The sequence below is a fragment of the Bradyrhizobium arachidis genome, from assembly GCF_024758505.1.
Taxonomy (GTDB): domain Bacteria; phylum Pseudomonadota; class Alphaproteobacteria; order Rhizobiales; family Xanthobacteraceae; genus Bradyrhizobium; species Bradyrhizobium manausense_C.
In genome coordinates this window covers 1,960,864-1,976,021 of sequence record NZ_CP077970.1, presented here as the reverse complement: position 1 = coordinate 1,976,021, position 15,158 = coordinate 1,960,864, and the positions used below count along the sequence as shown (strand labels likewise).

The following is a 15,158-nucleotide window of genomic DNA, read 5'->3' as shown; positions in this document are numbered from 1 at the left end:
TTTCCTGTCCGGCCGAGTATCGCTATCCCATTCGGATTCTGTTCAGTGACTTCGTCATCAAGGTCGATGACGGGCTTCTCCCTTCCACACCGGCGATTATAGAGCAGCTGAAATCATACCTTTAGGTCACAATTGGGATAGGGGGACGTCTCGCGACGCCGCCCCTCCCACACCACCGGACATACGGGTCCGTATCCGGCGGTTCGGCGGATTATGCACGTCGCTGTGCCATGACGGAGGCCGATCCGAGTGAGGCGAAGAAGTTGTTTGGCATGGCGATGGTGAGCGCGGGGCTGTTCGCGAGCCGCCAAGGGCCATGTGGGCTTCCGGCGGTTCTCGCCGCCCGGTGCCGGCCGACGCCACGGCGTCGCAGCTGCGCATAACGAGTGCTTCCGCGCTTCCATTGCTTCCAGACGATGGCGCGCGACCGCCGCCTGAGCCATTGGTCAAGGTCGCGCAATACCGATGGGGTTTGGCAGAAGCCAAAGTAGCCGCGCCATCCGATCAGATAGACGGACAACTCCTTGACAATCTGCGCAAGGCTTCGGCCACGCGTGCGCCGCGTCAGCGCCCGAACTTTCGCCTTGAAGCGGGCGAGCGCCTGCGGCGCAATGCGACGCCGCGGCTCCGTTGCGCTACTAATACTAAAGCTGAAGCCCAGGAACTTGCGGACGCTCGGTTTGGCGACCGCGCTCTTTGCTTTGTTGACCTTCAGCTTGAGGCGCTTTTCTAGGAATCGTTCGATGCTGACCTGCACTCGTTCGCCTGCCCGCCGACTGCGCACATAGATGTTGCAGTCATCGGCATAGCGGACAGAGCGGTGGCCGCGCTTCTCCAGTTCCTTGTCCAGCACATCCAGCATCAGATTCGACAACAGCGGCGAGAGCGGACCTCCTTGCGGCATGCCCTCTTCCGTCGGCCTGACCAGCCCTCCTTCCATTGCACCCGCGTTCAAGAACCCACGGATGAGTTTCAGGAGACGCTTGTCAGCGACCCGCTTGGCAACCAGCCCCATCAGGATGTCATGGTTGACCCGGTCGAAGAACTTTTCCAAGTCGATATCCACGACAGTGGCGTGCCCAGACGAGATATACGCCTGTGCCCGTTCCACCGCCTGATGTGCCGAACGCCCCGGCCGGAAGCCGAAGCTCGTTTCGGAGAGCGTCCCGTCCCAGTCCGCCTGCAGCACCTGCATCACCACCTGCTGGACGAAGCGGTCGAGCACCGTCGGAATGCCGAGCAGCCGCATGCCGCCCAACGCCTTCGGTATCTCCACTCGCCGCACCGGCCGCGGTTTGTAGGTGCCCTCAAGTAACTGGGCCCGGATCGTAGGCCAGTGCTCTTTCAGGTAGGCCGGCAGCTCGCCGACGGTCATCCCGTCGGCGCCCGCCGAACCCTTGTTGCGCTTCACTTGCGCCAACGCTTTCTTCAGATTCTCACGCTCGATTACTGCTTCCATCGATGGTCCTGCGACCGCCGGGCGTTCGAGACTAGCCGTCGCCGTGCTTGCTTCAGTCTCTCGGACGGCGGCGCTTTGGGCTTCACCCTGCGCTCCGGTGTCCGAGTTCAGCTCAACCTGATTCTTCTGCCGCATGGCTTGCACGAGATCGACTGCTCTACTAACCACTTCCACCGTTCGGGCCTTCGGCGGCGCGCTGCCGCCTACTTTGCCCTCTGCTGACTTCTGCGCTGCGGTCAGGCCGCCTCGCGGTGCCCTCAGTCCCGTTGCCGAGACAGAGCGCAGACCTCCCGAGGTAAGATCGACCGCCTTCTCTGCACACCCGCCGGATCTACCACCCCGACCCTTGATGGCTGTGGACTTCGCGATCATTTGCTCGCTCGTCCGGTCGGGTAGGCCTCGTATCCGGTTCTTGTTCATCGGGTCGCGGATTTGCTCCACGCTTTCTTCAGACCCCACCTCGCGATGACGCCCTTGCGCTTCGCTAACCCTTCGCCACCATCAGGCTGGGTAGAGGACTTCCACCTCCAAGCTGTCGTTCATACTCGGCACAAAAAATGGGCCACTCCTTCCGGAGTGGCCCACCCAAGTCAGGGAGGAAACGTCCCAGTGGGACCTCTGAGATCAGGCCACCGCCAAAGGCTATTAGCCTACAGGCGGCCTGACAGATCTCTTGTCGCTTCGCTACGTCGTCGTCTCGAGTAACGGCCACGGGGTCCAATTCCCCGAGCCGACTTTGTCGTCATGCATCGTCTCGTCTTCCGCGGAATGAGCGCGCTTGCGCGGAAGTACGATTACGGACCGGCCGCGGCCAAGAGATGCGCCTATGCCGGAGCTCTCTCCCTTAACGACAAGATGCTTCCCCAGCGAGGTTCATCTTGTTCATGGACGACCTCCTCGGGTAGCCGTGACTTCGATTGGCTGGACCTCCAGCTTGTTGGATGTCCAACAAATATTGTCCGACTTGCAGCAATTTGTCAAGCAACCGATGGCCCACGATGCGCGATTTCGCGGGCGTGTTCGCGAACGACGAGTCATCGCCATGTCGCGAGAAAACATCCTGCCTGAAGGCGGTTCAACGGGAACCAGCCGCCGATCTCTGCATCGGCACAACGGTGCTGCGACTAGAGAAAACACTTTGCGGAATGCTAGACGGCGTTTTCGTGCACCAAGGTCGGTGCATTCACCACGGAGATCTCAGCGTTGGCTGCCAGGATGGTCGCTGAGAGCCGCGGATCTGGTTTGGTATCGGTCACTAGATGTAGACCCCTTCTCCAGGCGCTAACCAGCGAAAGAGCTCGCTGATTGAATTTGGTTCGATCGGCAAGAATCAGGGAACGTGAAGCATGCTGAATCATGGCTGCAAATACTTGGGCAGCTGCTGGCATGGCGTCGCTCAGACCGCTGTTATCGACGCCGGATGCGCCGAGAATGGCCATTGGCACCCGATACCGTTGTATTGCTTCAAGCGTGTCCGGGCCGTGAACAAGCCCCTCGCGTCCATCGAAATAGCCCGGGAGCATAATCACCTGAATCAGGGGATTCGTCGCTAGTTCTGCTGCAATGCCATAGCAAGGCGTGACGACCACTAGGTTTCGGGAAATTCCTCGAAGTGCCGTCGCAAAGTGCAGACACGTCGCTCCGCCGCCGATGAGGAGGCTTTCGGAATCCCCGATCATGGTCAGTGCCAGCTGAGCAATTGCTCGGCGTTCATGAACCATGATTTTGAGGCGCTCGACCAATGCCGGCTCGGCTACTGGATTGCGAACGGCTCCGCCATAGGTCCGTTTGAGCGCCCCCGCTTGTTCTAGCTCAAACAAATCACGTCGGATTGTTTCAGTTGAAACTCTCAGAAGACTCGCGAGTTCGTTTACGCGCAAGGCGGGATCATCGTCCAACGCCGCGCGAATCTTGTTCTGTCTGGCTGCTTTCTTTTGCATAGAAGTTGGGTGTCATGACCGCCTGCGACGGCCGGCCCCAAACACATAGTGCCTTAAGGCAAAATGATCAACTTGCAACTCTATTGTTGCCATATTCCAACAGCAGGTTATCCTCTGGCGCCAGAGCTTCGACGATCGGGGTTCTCAGTATGGCCGCACTCGAGAGAAACTGTCGCCTCCTCATCGTAAAGCTCCGTTTTGGTTGTGTGGCCGGTTGAGATTACGCCTTGCTCCTGACGCGCGTCGCCACCTCCGCAGGCGCAGCGGATTGAAGAGGCGGCGCATTTGAAATTTACGGCTTGCGGCTAAGGCTGAGCGAAGACGCCCAGTGTCCATCCGCCGTCGACTAGAATGCTTTGACCGTGAATGTGGTCAGCCAGGTTCGAGCTGAGAAACAACACAGCATCTGCAACTTGCTGCGAGGTACCCCATTTTCCGTCGGGCGTTTGTGCCGCAAGCTTCGCCTTGGTCTCTTTGTCGTAGATGTCGGTCATCGAGGTGTAGATGAAGCCGGGAGCGATCGCGTTCACGTTGATGCCGTGCGCTGCGTAATCCATCGCGACTTGGCGCGTGAAATTGAGAGCGCCGCCTTTCGACGTACAGTAGGCAGCGAAGCCCTGGTTACCCCGGTAACCAGAAATGGAGCCGATAGACACGACTTTGCCGCCACGCCCCTGCGCCATCATGTGCCTAATCGACTCGCGAGTCGTGTAGAAAAGGCCATCCAGATTGACCGCCATGGTGCGACGCCAACTCTCATCGTCCGTGTCAAGCAACTTGCCGGCCAACAGGAGACCTGCGGACAGGACGGAGATATCGATTCCTTTCCGTGCCGCGACATCGGCAAACACACGCGTCACCGCTTTGCTATCGGAGACGTCGAGCTCGATGAACTCGACCTTCGGATTGTCGTACATCTTTTCGTCTTGAGCCGAGTGATTCGGCTTCCGGGCCATCACACTCACCGAAGCTCCCGCGGCTGCGAGCGCGCGCACGACTGCGGCACCAATTCCAGAGCTGCCGCCCGTCACGAGCGCGTGCTTTCCCGAAAGATCAATTTTGCTCACGGATAACTCCTCCCTACTCCTGCCCAACTCAAAAGGACCGATTACGGCGGCCGTAATTATCGGCGTCGTTTCTAGCTATTGAACAATTGGTGATCAGGCTTATTTTTGTTGATTGTCCAACTTCCGTCATGTCAACAGTTAGCCCTATGTGACCATCTAATCCACGGAACGATGTGTCCGAACAACGACGGATGCCCGGGCTTGCTCGGCAAATGCAACAGAAGCGTCGTGCCGGCCTTGCCCTCTGCATCGATGAAGCGCACCGCGATCGGATGGCCTTCGCCAGCGCGATCGAGCAAAATACCTTGCCGATAGAGCACGCCGCGCGGCGCCGCTCTCGCTGCACGACGTGGCCGCTCACCTGGCCAGATATCTCCCGCTTGCACAGCTCGGCAAGCGATCCGTTCCTTGTGAGATGAATTGAGAGGCTTGCGTCAGTGGTGAAGCTGATCATCGGAAAGCCTCATACCCGATCAGGCCAAGACGCAGTTGTCCAGTCGAGGACAATTTTACCCGAGAGCCCGCTCTGCATTGTCTCGAAGCCGAGCTGGAAGTCTCGAGCCGATAAGCGGTGCGTTATAACCGTTCGCACATCGAGGCCGGTCTGGACCATGCCTAGCATCTTGTACCAGGTTTCGAACATCTCTCGGCCATAGATGCCTTTCACCGTGAGCATCTTGAAAACGAGCTTGGTCCAATCAACTGCAAAGGGCTTAGAGGGAATGCCAAGCACTGCGATCTTTCCGCCTACTACGAGATGCTCAACCAGATCGTTGAAGGCGCCGGGCGCACCGCTCATTTCCAGGCCAACGCCGAAACCCTCCTCGATATCCAAGCGCGCCTTAACAGACGCCAGATCTTCCTTCGACACGTCAACCGGCACGACATCCGTTGCTTTGGCCGCCAGCTCTAGACGAACCGGATTTACGTCAGTGATCACGATATGACGCGCACCGACATGTCTCGCCACAGCAGCGCTCATAATACCAATTGGCCCTGCGCCGGTGATCAGAACGTCCTCGCCCACGAGATCGAAGGACAGGGCTGTATGGACAGCGTTGCCCAGCGGATCCAAAATAGCACCCACCTCGTCGTCAATATCATCGGGCAGCGGCACGACATTAAAAGCGGGAATTCTCAAGTATTCAGCAAACGCGCCCTGAAGGTTGACACCGAGCCCTTGAGGTTGCGGCACGAGATGGAAGCGTCCGCTGCGAGCGGCGCGACCGTGCATTGTGATTACATGCCCCTCTCCCGAGACGCGCTGGCCACACACAAGACCTTGGACCGACGAGCCGAGTTCAACTATTTCGCCCGCGAACTCGTGGCCCACCACCATTGGCACAGGCACTGTTCTACGCGCCCACTCGTCCCAACCGAAGATATGAATATCGGTACCGCAGATTGCGGTTTTCTTGACTCTGACCAAGACGTCATTCGATCCGATCGTCGGTACTGGTTCATCGCATAGCCATAGTCCAGGCTCAGACTTGGCCTTTACCAGCGCCTTCATCTTGCACTCCTTTATCAAATAATACAGAACGCCGTACCTGGCGAAGTGGCCGCAATTGGGGGCGGTGGCACGAATTGAGACAGCAAACTTCGTACCAGCGTGCGGCGAGAACTGCGGTAAAAGCTCCTGCAATAGCCTATGGGCTCCGGCTTCAGGTCTTTCGGAGCTGTCAGTGCGCGAGATCTTCCAGCGTTCGAGAGGGCCGCGAGCTTTTGAGAGAGGTGAGTAAGTGGGTTGTTGTCGTCGACAAACGAACCATTGAGAGCCACATCTATGAGCTCTCGGCAAGAACCCAGATGGCATTTCGGATTGGACATCCGCCACTTGGCTGGGGATAAAGACAAACATCGGCGAAATGACGCGAACCTCTGCCAAAGGGCGGAATTGCCTGGCCTCAGAAACAAGGCCGCTCCTAACGAAGCCCTGCTCGAGATCAGATATCGGAAGAGTCGCGCGACGGCGATCCGACGTCAGGAGCGCCATCCCGCACTAACCCTGACGGACACGCCGAAGATCGAAGCTTAGGAAGGTCGTACGCTGCGCGATTTGATCTCTCTTTATCGCATCTTGAGTTGCCGCGTCTTCTGGCTGACGAAGCTCAACCGCTCCGCTCTACAAGCGCCTCCAGCCCTCGCGTTCGATAGCAACTGAACTGCTCGTCCAGGCGATGACAAAGCAAAAGCGCGAACGGCACTCCCGCGCCACTTTATCGCAATCGCCAGCCTCGGCGGCTGCCTGCCCGCCGGCTTCCGCCCATCGGCGACAGGAACATGCGGCGTGGCTATTACGCTTTACGGGCATTCCACTGGGCGCCGCGGCAGCAGGAGAGTGATGGATCGCTGAAGGCCTCGCCGGATCAATACTGAGCTTCTGAGGAGCGCAACAGCTCACGGGACATCGCGCGAAGAATAACTCTCGGCCGGCTATTGCGGATCCGGCGAACCGGCCGACCTTCCTTTCTCGCAACTGCTAGCTCGCTGACAGCAACTGCATGCTGGCTTAGGCGGTTTCCTTCAATGCCTTGCATCGAGCCGCACGATCGATCTGTGTTGGGAAAAGAACGCACCGGAATGCAACAAGCTCGTCCTGTCGCAAAGACGACATTCCACGCGAAGAAGCGAGACAGTTTTGCTAATTTCGTTGGCCCGGCTTTTGCTACCCGGGTCTATGGCCGATGCGGTCGTTGCATTGAAAGAGCCAGATCAGTACGGCCACACTCGACAGTGGCGGCGCAAGGAGACACTATGCAATCCGATCACGTGGATGCAATATCGATCAAAACTGTCGATCTCGAGGACCGCTCGAGAGTCGATGCGATACTGACGACCGCATTTGCGATGTGTCCTTTGTTGAGGTGGCTGTATCCTGAACCGCGGGAGTATCTGCAGCATTTTAAGGGATTCATTGAATATTACTGCGGCAATCCATTCTCGAGTAACAGCGGCGCATACCTTAACGACGGGGACAAAGGCGCCATCTTGTGGCAGACGCAAGGCGAAAAACGCGACAACACCATCATGATGGACTTTCTTCTCAAGAGCGTCCCAACGCACAGGCGTTCGGAAACCGAAAAAGTTTTCGAGACATTCGGCAAGTACCACCCACATGAGCCGCATTGGTATCTCACCATGGTAGCTATCGATCCTATGCATCAGCGATCAGGACTAGGAGAACATCTTCTTCGGCATGCAACCGGGATCTCGGACAACGCTCAAAGACTTGTGCACTTAGAGGCGACCAGCCCGCACGCGATGCGACTTTATGAGCGTCTAGGTTGGAATGTCTTAACGGAAGTCCAGGTCGGCAGTTCGCCACCGTTCTTCCCGATGTTGCGCCAGCCCAAGCCGCCGGAAGCGTGATCTGATCACTTGAATATTTACAGAGGCTCGATGCTCGATCAGCAGCACCAAAGACGCATTGACGATCTATTTGACGCTATGAACGAGGCAAACGAATCTTTCCTTGGCTATCCCTTCGCCAAAGGATTCAGCTACGAGCCGTTGTGGCGTTTCATGAAGCTTTCAGGCAACAATTTCGGCGATCCTTTTGGCCCGGAAACCTATCGTGTCAACTCTCGTCTTTTGGAATGCGAAGTAATTGAGTTCTTTGCCCGAGTATTCCGAGCACCCCCCTCCGAAATTTGGGGTTACGTTACAAACGGGGGGACTGAAGGAAACACTTACGGATTGCATCTCGGCCGAGAGTTGTATCCGAATGCTGTGGCCTACTTCTCGCGTGACACCCACTGCAGTGTGAGCAAAGCAGTTCGGCTTCTTCGTCTTGAACACGTTGTAGTGCAGGCAGAGCCGAGCGGGGAAATAGCCTATGAAGATCTGGCACAACAGGCGTTTCGCTCTCGACATCGGCCCGCGATTGTAGTTGCAAACATTGGAACCACCATGAAGGAAGGCAGGGACGACATCGAAAAGATTCGCCGAGCCTTACATAGCGTCGGAGTTGAGGAGGTTTACATTCATTCCGACGCGGCGCTGTGCGGGCCATATGCGCAGTTCCAAAGTCCGAGGACGCCCTTCGATTTTCTCGACGGGGCTGACTCAATAATGTTCAGTGGTCACAAATTTTTTGGTGCGCCCATCCCTTGCGGAGTCGTTCTAGCGCTTAAGCAGCACGTCCAGCGGGTATTGCGAACGGCCAACTACGTTGGGAGTTCTGATACCACCTTGAGCGGATCGCGCAGTGCGTACACAGCGATCATTCTATGGTATGCGATCCGAAGTTTGGGTGTGGAGGGCATCAAACGGATGTTTGAGCAATGTGAGGGATTGGCCGCTTACACAGTTGATGCGTTGAAGGCCCGCGGCATAGGCGGTTGGCGCAATCCCAGTGCGCTAACTGTCGTTCTTCCGCCTGTCGAAGAGTGCGTTAGGACCAAATGGCAAATCCTGACGCAGGACGTAAGCCACGTAGTTGTCACGCCGGGGACCACGAAGGGACAGATCAACGCCCTGGTCGAGGCAATGACGATCGATCGATGAATCAACGCTTTCACAATCTGCGAAATGATAAGACGTCCGGTTCGCTCGAAGGTGCGGAGCCAGGCTGCAGGTTCGCGCTAACCCTAGAGGGCGAGGCCGCTAAATCGGCACAACACCTCAAGAGCGTCCCATGCCAAAGTTGCTCGCCAACCGAAAGAATGGGCTTGAATATCCATGCGCTCGCATGTCTCAGTTCAGTTCGCGATGGTTATCGTCTGTCCGGCGTAACTTGGCCGCCAGCGCACTCAGATGTGGCGGAGCCAGTCGTTCCACCTAGGGTCTTCGAACAGCTTGCGCGCTCGTGAATATTTCCAAATTCCGTATTTCTGGTAATCGAAATCCCAGCTCGACATCTGTCTTTGCTGAACGGCCCACGAGCCCCACTTCATGTCGGCGACCGCGCGCGCCACCCACACCCGGGCAACCAATTCCTGCCGTACCGTTCCGTAGTATTGCTCGATCAATTCGAGCGTCGTTTCCTCATCCACGAAGACCTCGCCGAGGAATACGCCGATTTCGTAGGCTCGCTCGTTGTTCGACGCGAATTCAAAATCGATGATTTTCATGTCCACGATCTGGTTCTGGTCGGACACCTTGACCATGAAGTTGCCCGGCATCGGATCGTTATGGCAGGGAACCAGATCGAGGCCGGAAGCGAGAAAGGCCGTTTTTGCGCGCTGATACTGACAGGAGAGCCACTCGAAGTCGGCAGGCCTGACGGCACCCAGCGCGTCACCTTGCTCGATATGCTCGTCCGTCATCGCGAATACATCCTTGGTGACGGATAAGCGCTTGCATGCGTTGAACTGCCGGTAGAGGTCGATTACCGAGGACAGAAAGTCCTTTCGGGCGAAGTCGGCATTCGTCGAAGCGCGGTACCCCTGCAGGAATTCGATGACCTCGGCGCCCTTCTCGAGGCTGAAGAACTCGATGCGAGGCGTGATGCCCATGGCGTGCGCCCTGGACGCGGCCTCATTGGACAGCTTGCGATCGACAAAGCTGTCCGATCCAACCCCGAAAACCTTCAGAAAGTAATCGATACCAGCATGGTGAACGAGCCAGTTGGAATTGAGCAATCCTCCAACCAAGGGACGCTTGGTCACCTTGGTCTTATCCCATCCCGGGACAGCAGCGATGGCGTCTTCGACCTGCTTGATCGTCGCGGCTTCGGACATCTCGTCATCCCTTTTCGTTTGGGTCTTGCGACGCAAGCCGATCTCCCGCGACGGAAGTTTTCGACGTCATCTGACAGGCATCATGCGGGAGGAGGCTTTTTTGGAGAGTTCGAGCGTCGTGCGGCGACGAGGCGGCCATGGCGAAGGGGACTAGCCCCCAGCGCAGATCGTTGAAGACCGATCGAGCTCCGCCCGGACATGTCGTACGGGAAGAACCTTCCCGGCGATCAATCAACGGATTGATACCTGCATCGTCGCAGAATCGGGCTTCGCCCGACCTCCAATGGACAATGGCCTTGTGGAGCAGCTCAGCCCTCCAACTGAATTTGATGACTCCGCAGTCGAACAAGACGCACCTCACTACACGGCGTATGGTTTCCTACACGGCGTATGGTTTGCATCAATATGTTAGATATGCAACACGAAAATGTCGCATGTCGGTCATTTTGACTTACCGATGTAGCGTCTTTTGCGATTTTGTCGCCTCACGCAACTCAGAGTGGAGATTTCAGATGAGAGCCGCCAAGTCCGGGAAGGAACTGCGCCCTGACCCCGAGATTTGTCCGGGCTGGAGGCTGACCCTACGCTGCGGGTGAACCAATTGGCCGAGACGCTTGGGCGTTTCGACTGAGACGGTCCGGCACGACCTGACCGGAGATCAGATTGGCCGGCTGAACCGCACGTATGGAGGGCGGTCAGTACTGCGAACCGGTTTGAGCCCGCGCTCAATGACGGGCTTATGCTACTTGTACCCGAGCGGCGGGCTATTGCTCGTCTGGCTGTCGAACGTTGTGCCGAGGAAGAGGCCCTTGCAACATTGGTCCAGTTTGCCCAGGCACTAGGGACGAGAACGCGTCATCACCGCGCGTAAGACCAAATTCTTCAAGATGCGGCTCGTCCCGACCGGCCCTAAGCTCGCGCAGGAGTTGGCTGCCCATATGAGCGCCGCCGGGAGCTGCCGATGCTGGCGGGCGAGGACTCGGCCCTGTTCACGACTCGCACGGGGACGGCTTGGCCCTACCAACACGTCGTCGTTTCAGCACGTGTGGATCGACGCCAGTTGTTGTATTGACTGGCACGAGAAGAAGCAGTGGCTTACGGCGCCGATCGGCGTCCGGACCCCAAGCCGATTCACCTAATCGTCCGCGAGATGCCCCAGTCTTCAGGCCGGGGAGGGATAGCGGCTCCGGCAGCGCCGGAGGTTGAAGGCATCGCCGGGCGCCGCAGTTGCCTTTGGGACTGAACGTACTCGGCGATGATTGATAGCGGGGCACCTCCGCAGCGAATGGCGGCCTGAAGTGCACATGCGCGGCCGCGACGCCGCGTTGTGGTCGCCGTCCTACTTCGTCGGCTCGTTGCGTGTCGTTCGCCTGCGAGATCGAGCACGAAGCGCCGACCAACATCCGCCCGGCGGTTGGCATTGATCGTGGTGTAGCGAACAGCATTACGCTTTCGAACGGCGAGTTGGCGTCGGTCCCAGTTGAGCGGTTGCGACTTCTCGACAGGAGGGCGCGCAGGACGCAGAAGGTTCTCGCGCGGCGCAAGCGCGGGTCGAAACGCTTGGCATTGGCTAGGATTCCATATACCTCCCTCGCCGGCAGACCTTCCTGCATTCTTAAAGCGGTTTGCCAAGGGCTACTCAGCGAAGCACCTTTCCAAGCTGCGTAAGATTATCGGTGTCGCCGCATCACACCATCGGCTGGCCTGGATTCACCCGTTTCTGGACGGCAACGGCCGCGTGACGCGGCTGTTCTCGCACGCGCTCTTACGAGAGTTGGATGTCGGCTCCGAGCTTAGGGCCGTTTCGCGAGGACTTGCGCGACGCGTCGCCGATTACAAGGCCAACCTGCAAGCAGCAGACGAACCGCGTTGCGGCGACCTTGATGGTCGTGGCAACCTCACGATGGCGGGGCTTATCGGTTTCTGTACCTTCTTTCTGACCACGTGCGTCGATCAAATCGACTTCATGGCCGGGCTCTTAGATCCGGAAGAACTGCTCAGACGCATGGAGATTTGGACTGAAGAAGAAACGCGCGCAAGGCGGCTTCCTAAGGGTTCTTGGCCTTTGTTGCGTGAAGCTGTGATGGCCGGTGAGTACGCGCGAGGTAGTGCCCCTGCCCTCACGGGATACGAAGAACGCCAGGCACGAACTGTCCTCAACACACTATTGAAAAGGGCTACCTGGTTTCACGCACGACGCGCTCGCCCGTGAAGCTCGGACTCCCGACTGCCGTCGTCGATCGGTGGTTTCCCAGAGTGTACCAGCCCGTCAGTTGAGTTTCGGGCGGGTGACGCCGGGCGCAATATTCTTAAGATCGTGAATACGAGCTCGAGTATCGCTCCTCACCATGCATCATCCGGAAACCAGAAATAGCTTTCGATATGCCGGTCGAGCCCGCCGGATGTGACGTACATGGGTAGGGCGGTAGCGCCTCTGGCGTGCAGACGAAGAAAGCCTTGATAAATCGTGGGCCCATTTTCGTTCCAGCCGATAGCGAGATTGCATCTTCGGTGTCCGGACCGTCTCCATGTACAACGGCTTTGCAAACCATGTACGCGCATTGAACATCAATCATTTGTAGAGCGCGTGCGCAGTCACCAAGGCGCATCGCCGCGCGTGTCCGTCAGATTTTCTTCGCGGCAAAACGGCGAGCGCCTCTACAGCTGCCACGAGCTGGACAAAGCGAATACCATCGTGCAGCTCGCTGAAGATGAGTGCGCGTTCATAGCCACAGTCGAAACAGGCCTGCATCGGCCAGCGCCGCGAGTAAGGCGGGCGACATTATCTCGGAATCCCCGGACGAGTTCATATCGGAATGGCTGCGGGAGTTCGTCGGAATCCGCAAATTGCGGGGCTCGTGACCGTCTAGGACGCGAGAAACCCGAGAATAGGGCACAAGGCGGGCGTGCGTATGTGGGGAGTTGGGTGACGAGTAAACGTTGCGACCCGTACACTCCTCAAGGTTGATCGCTCGACTAGACTTACGTTCATTATCGAAAAACGGTTGACCAGCAATAGCTCAGTTCTGAGTCCTTTTGGTCCACAGCAGGCCGCCCGACCATATGTGTTCAACGCGTCCCCACCGGCAGGCTGATGCCACATCCGGGAAGAAGCCGCGTCCATGTTGATTGGCGCTCGTATTGCAAAGCAGGGGAATGCTCGTGAGTTTCTCATATTCGACAAGAAGTTCTGCGACCTCGTGGTCGGAAGTTCTGGGAATGGTCTGCAGTCGGGCAGATCCGTCAAGGTGTACAACAGCGGGCACTTTGTCCCGCCATTCTGACCGCGTCTCGTGATCGAACAACATGTAAGGATCCGGCGTTCCTGGGCTGAAAATAGAGGGCGCCCGATCCTCAAGGCATATCGGCGCCACTGGCCGGAAGTGTTCGCGATGTTTGATATCGTTGAGAGAGTCCTTCATTCCCCCCGATGTTGCGGCTGCAAGAATGCTTCTGCCACCCAATGCCCGTGGTCCTAGCTCGGCGCGGCCGGCAAGAAACACCACCGGCTTGTTGCTCGCAAGGATAATAGCAAGTTCACGCATGCTACACGGTGTAGCCTCCCATTCAGGCGGCACATCACCGCACTGAAGGGCTGGCCCACTGTAGATCGACCAATCCAGCGGACCGAAGCCGCTATCCACAGCGATGGCGGAGCAAGCGGCACCAATTGCCGCCCCGCTGTCATTCGGAAAGGGCGGCACCCAGACGGCATCGAACAGACCGGAGGCACGCAATGCGCTGTTCCATTTGATATTAAGAGCGCAGCCACCAGCGATACACAAATTGCGTGATCCCGGAAGGCCCGAATACTGCTGTAAAATGGTCGTCATGTTCTGGATGAGAAGGCGCTCGAGGAAACAATGAAAAGATGCAAGCACATCTTCAGCGCGCTTACCCTTCAGCCGTAGGGCACTCGTGTGGAAGAAGTCATGAATAGCCGCAAGGGAGGTGTCCACACTGCTCTCTGCATGGTAGTTCCGAGCGTGCTGCAAGCCAAGCTCAAGACGCTCCTCGTAGAGGCCCCGAAACACGGCTATGATTTCTTCATCGGCAGATCCCAGCGCGATATACGCCATTAATTTGCCGGCAACACCTAGATCGTCCCAGCTGGACCGGTTCGTGTAAGGTCCGAAGTAATCCGCCGCTGTCGCGTAGACCTGACCTATCAGCGGAAACAGGCATTCAATGAACCGAGCGCCGCGGGGGTCCACGTAATAAAGGCGTGGAAAAATGATACCGTCCCAGATCAGAGTGAATGCGCCCTGTCCGGCTTTGGCAAATGGGCTGGTGCAGAATGCGGCGGCTAGATGCCCAGTGACATGCGGATAGCTTCTATAAGAAAATGATCTGCCGTCGAGAATTAGGCCAACGCCGCCGTGTGAAGCAAGAAGGCCCTCTGGATGACATTCAACATACGATGCCCACTCGAGACTGACAAGTTCTGTCCCACTGCGGAGCCGAAGACCGTCTCTCCACCACGCTCCGTCGACCACGAATAGATCAACATCGCGCGGATCGAGACCGTGCTCCGCTAAATCGACAACAATGGCGTCGAAATTGTCAATCGCTTGGTATCGTGGATTGTTGGCCCGTTTCTCTTGCTCGACACAAAAGACAAGCTGTCCGCCCTCGACAATAGCGATCGCCCCATCATGCCCCAGTTTGATACCGCAGATGCGCAACCAGCCCTCCACGACTTCGCCGGAAATTGGATTCAATCGCACGTAAATTGGCGCATGAGATCCGGAGTTAAGATGCGTTGCTTGCTGAGCAAGTGACTGAGATGAATGCGATCCAACGCGAGGACCGGCTCAAACTCGGCCGATCCGGCTCAGTAAGGTGATCGCGCCTGTCCATCACAGTGAAACCGGAGCACGCGCGCACTGGAATTTTGCCACGCCGCTGCTCCATTTTGCGCTCGACGTGTGAAGAATGCGTGGGCGAATCGGCGATACTGGCACCAGCCAAACTCCTCGACAAGGTTGGGATGGACTGAGATTTGCTC

General features: G+C 57.5%; 9 protein-coding genes and 1 pseudogene. 4 read left to right on the top strand and 6 right to left on the bottom strand.

Translation table 11 applies throughout. The features are described 5' to 3' along the window. Window positions 1–211: 211 nt before the first annotated feature. The 4 genes from ltrA to tdh all read right to left on the bottom strand — a co-directional run bounded on the left by ltrA (window position 212) and on the right by tdh (window position 5,979). Window positions 212–1,831 (bottom strand): group II intron reverse transcriptase/maturase, encoded by a 1,620-nt coding sequence (gene ltrA, locus KUF59_RS08735; RefSeq protein ID WP_258769308.1) that lies wholly within the window; start codon window positions 1,829–1,831, stop codon window positions 212–214. A gap of 776 nt (window positions 1,832–2,607) precedes the next feature. Further along, window positions 2,608–3,399, bottom strand: a complete 792-nt coding sequence (locus tag KUF59_RS08730) for a DeoR/GlpR family DNA-binding transcription regulator (protein ID WP_258769307.1) — start codon at window positions 3,397–3,399, stop codon at window positions 2,608–2,610. 305 nt (window positions 3,400–3,704) lie between these two features. After that, window positions 3,705–4,466 (bottom strand): SDR family NAD(P)-dependent oxidoreductase, encoded by a 762-nt coding sequence (locus tag KUF59_RS08725; RefSeq protein ID WP_258769306.1) that lies wholly within the window; start codon window positions 4,464–4,466, stop codon window positions 3,705–3,707. A 463-nt stretch (window positions 4,467–4,929) separates the two neighbouring features. Continuing rightward, window positions 4,930–5,979: an L-threonine 3-dehydrogenase gene (gene tdh, locus KUF59_RS08720; protein WP_258769305.1), complete on the bottom strand. Its 1,050-nt coding sequence runs from the start codon at window positions 5,977–5,979 to the stop codon at window positions 4,930–4,932. 1,244 nt (window positions 5,980–7,223) lie between these two features. On the opposite strand from tdh, the gene KUF59_RS08715 reads away from it, so the two are divergent. After that, window positions 7,224–7,838 carry a GNAT family N-acetyltransferase gene (locus KUF59_RS08715; RefSeq protein WP_258769304.1) on the top strand — a complete coding sequence of 205 codons (615 nt, stop codon included), beginning with the start codon at window positions 7,224–7,226 and terminating at the stop codon, window positions 7,836–7,838. 30 nt (window positions 7,839–7,868) lie between these two features. Continuing rightward, window positions 7,869–8,975 carry a histidine decarboxylase gene (locus tag KUF59_RS08710; RefSeq protein WP_258769303.1) on the top strand — a complete coding sequence of 369 codons (1,107 nt, stop codon included), beginning with the start codon at window positions 7,869–7,871 and terminating at the stop codon, window positions 8,973–8,975. A 245-nt stretch (window positions 8,976–9,220) separates the two neighbouring features. On the opposite strand, the gene KUF59_RS08705 is transcribed toward KUF59_RS08710, so the two are convergent. Continuing rightward, complete coding sequence (locus KUF59_RS08705; protein ID WP_258769301.1) at window positions 9,221–10,186, bottom strand: choline kinase family protein; 966 nt, start codon at window positions 10,184–10,186, stop codon at window positions 9,221–9,223. Between the two features lie 1,444 nt (window positions 10,187–11,630). Here KUF59_RS08705 and KUF59_RS08700 point away from each other — a divergent pair. Continuing rightward, window positions 11,631–11,858, top strand: a pseudogene (locus tag KUF59_RS08700) (hypothetical protein); the annotation flags it as partial. A gap of 30 nt (window positions 11,859–11,888) precedes the next feature. After that, window positions 11,889–12,362 (top strand): hypothetical protein, encoded by a 474-nt coding sequence (locus tag KUF59_RS08695; protein WP_258770102.1) that lies wholly within the window; start codon window positions 11,889–11,891, stop codon window positions 12,360–12,362. 808 nt (window positions 12,363–13,170) lie between these two features. Here KUF59_RS08695 and nodU read toward each other — a convergent pair. Beyond that, entirely contained in the window at window positions 13,171–14,835 is a 1,665-nt protein-coding gene (nodU, locus tag KUF59_RS08690; protein ID WP_258769300.1) for a nodulation protein NodU, read from the bottom strand. Window positions 14,836–15,158 lie beyond the last annotated feature (323 nt).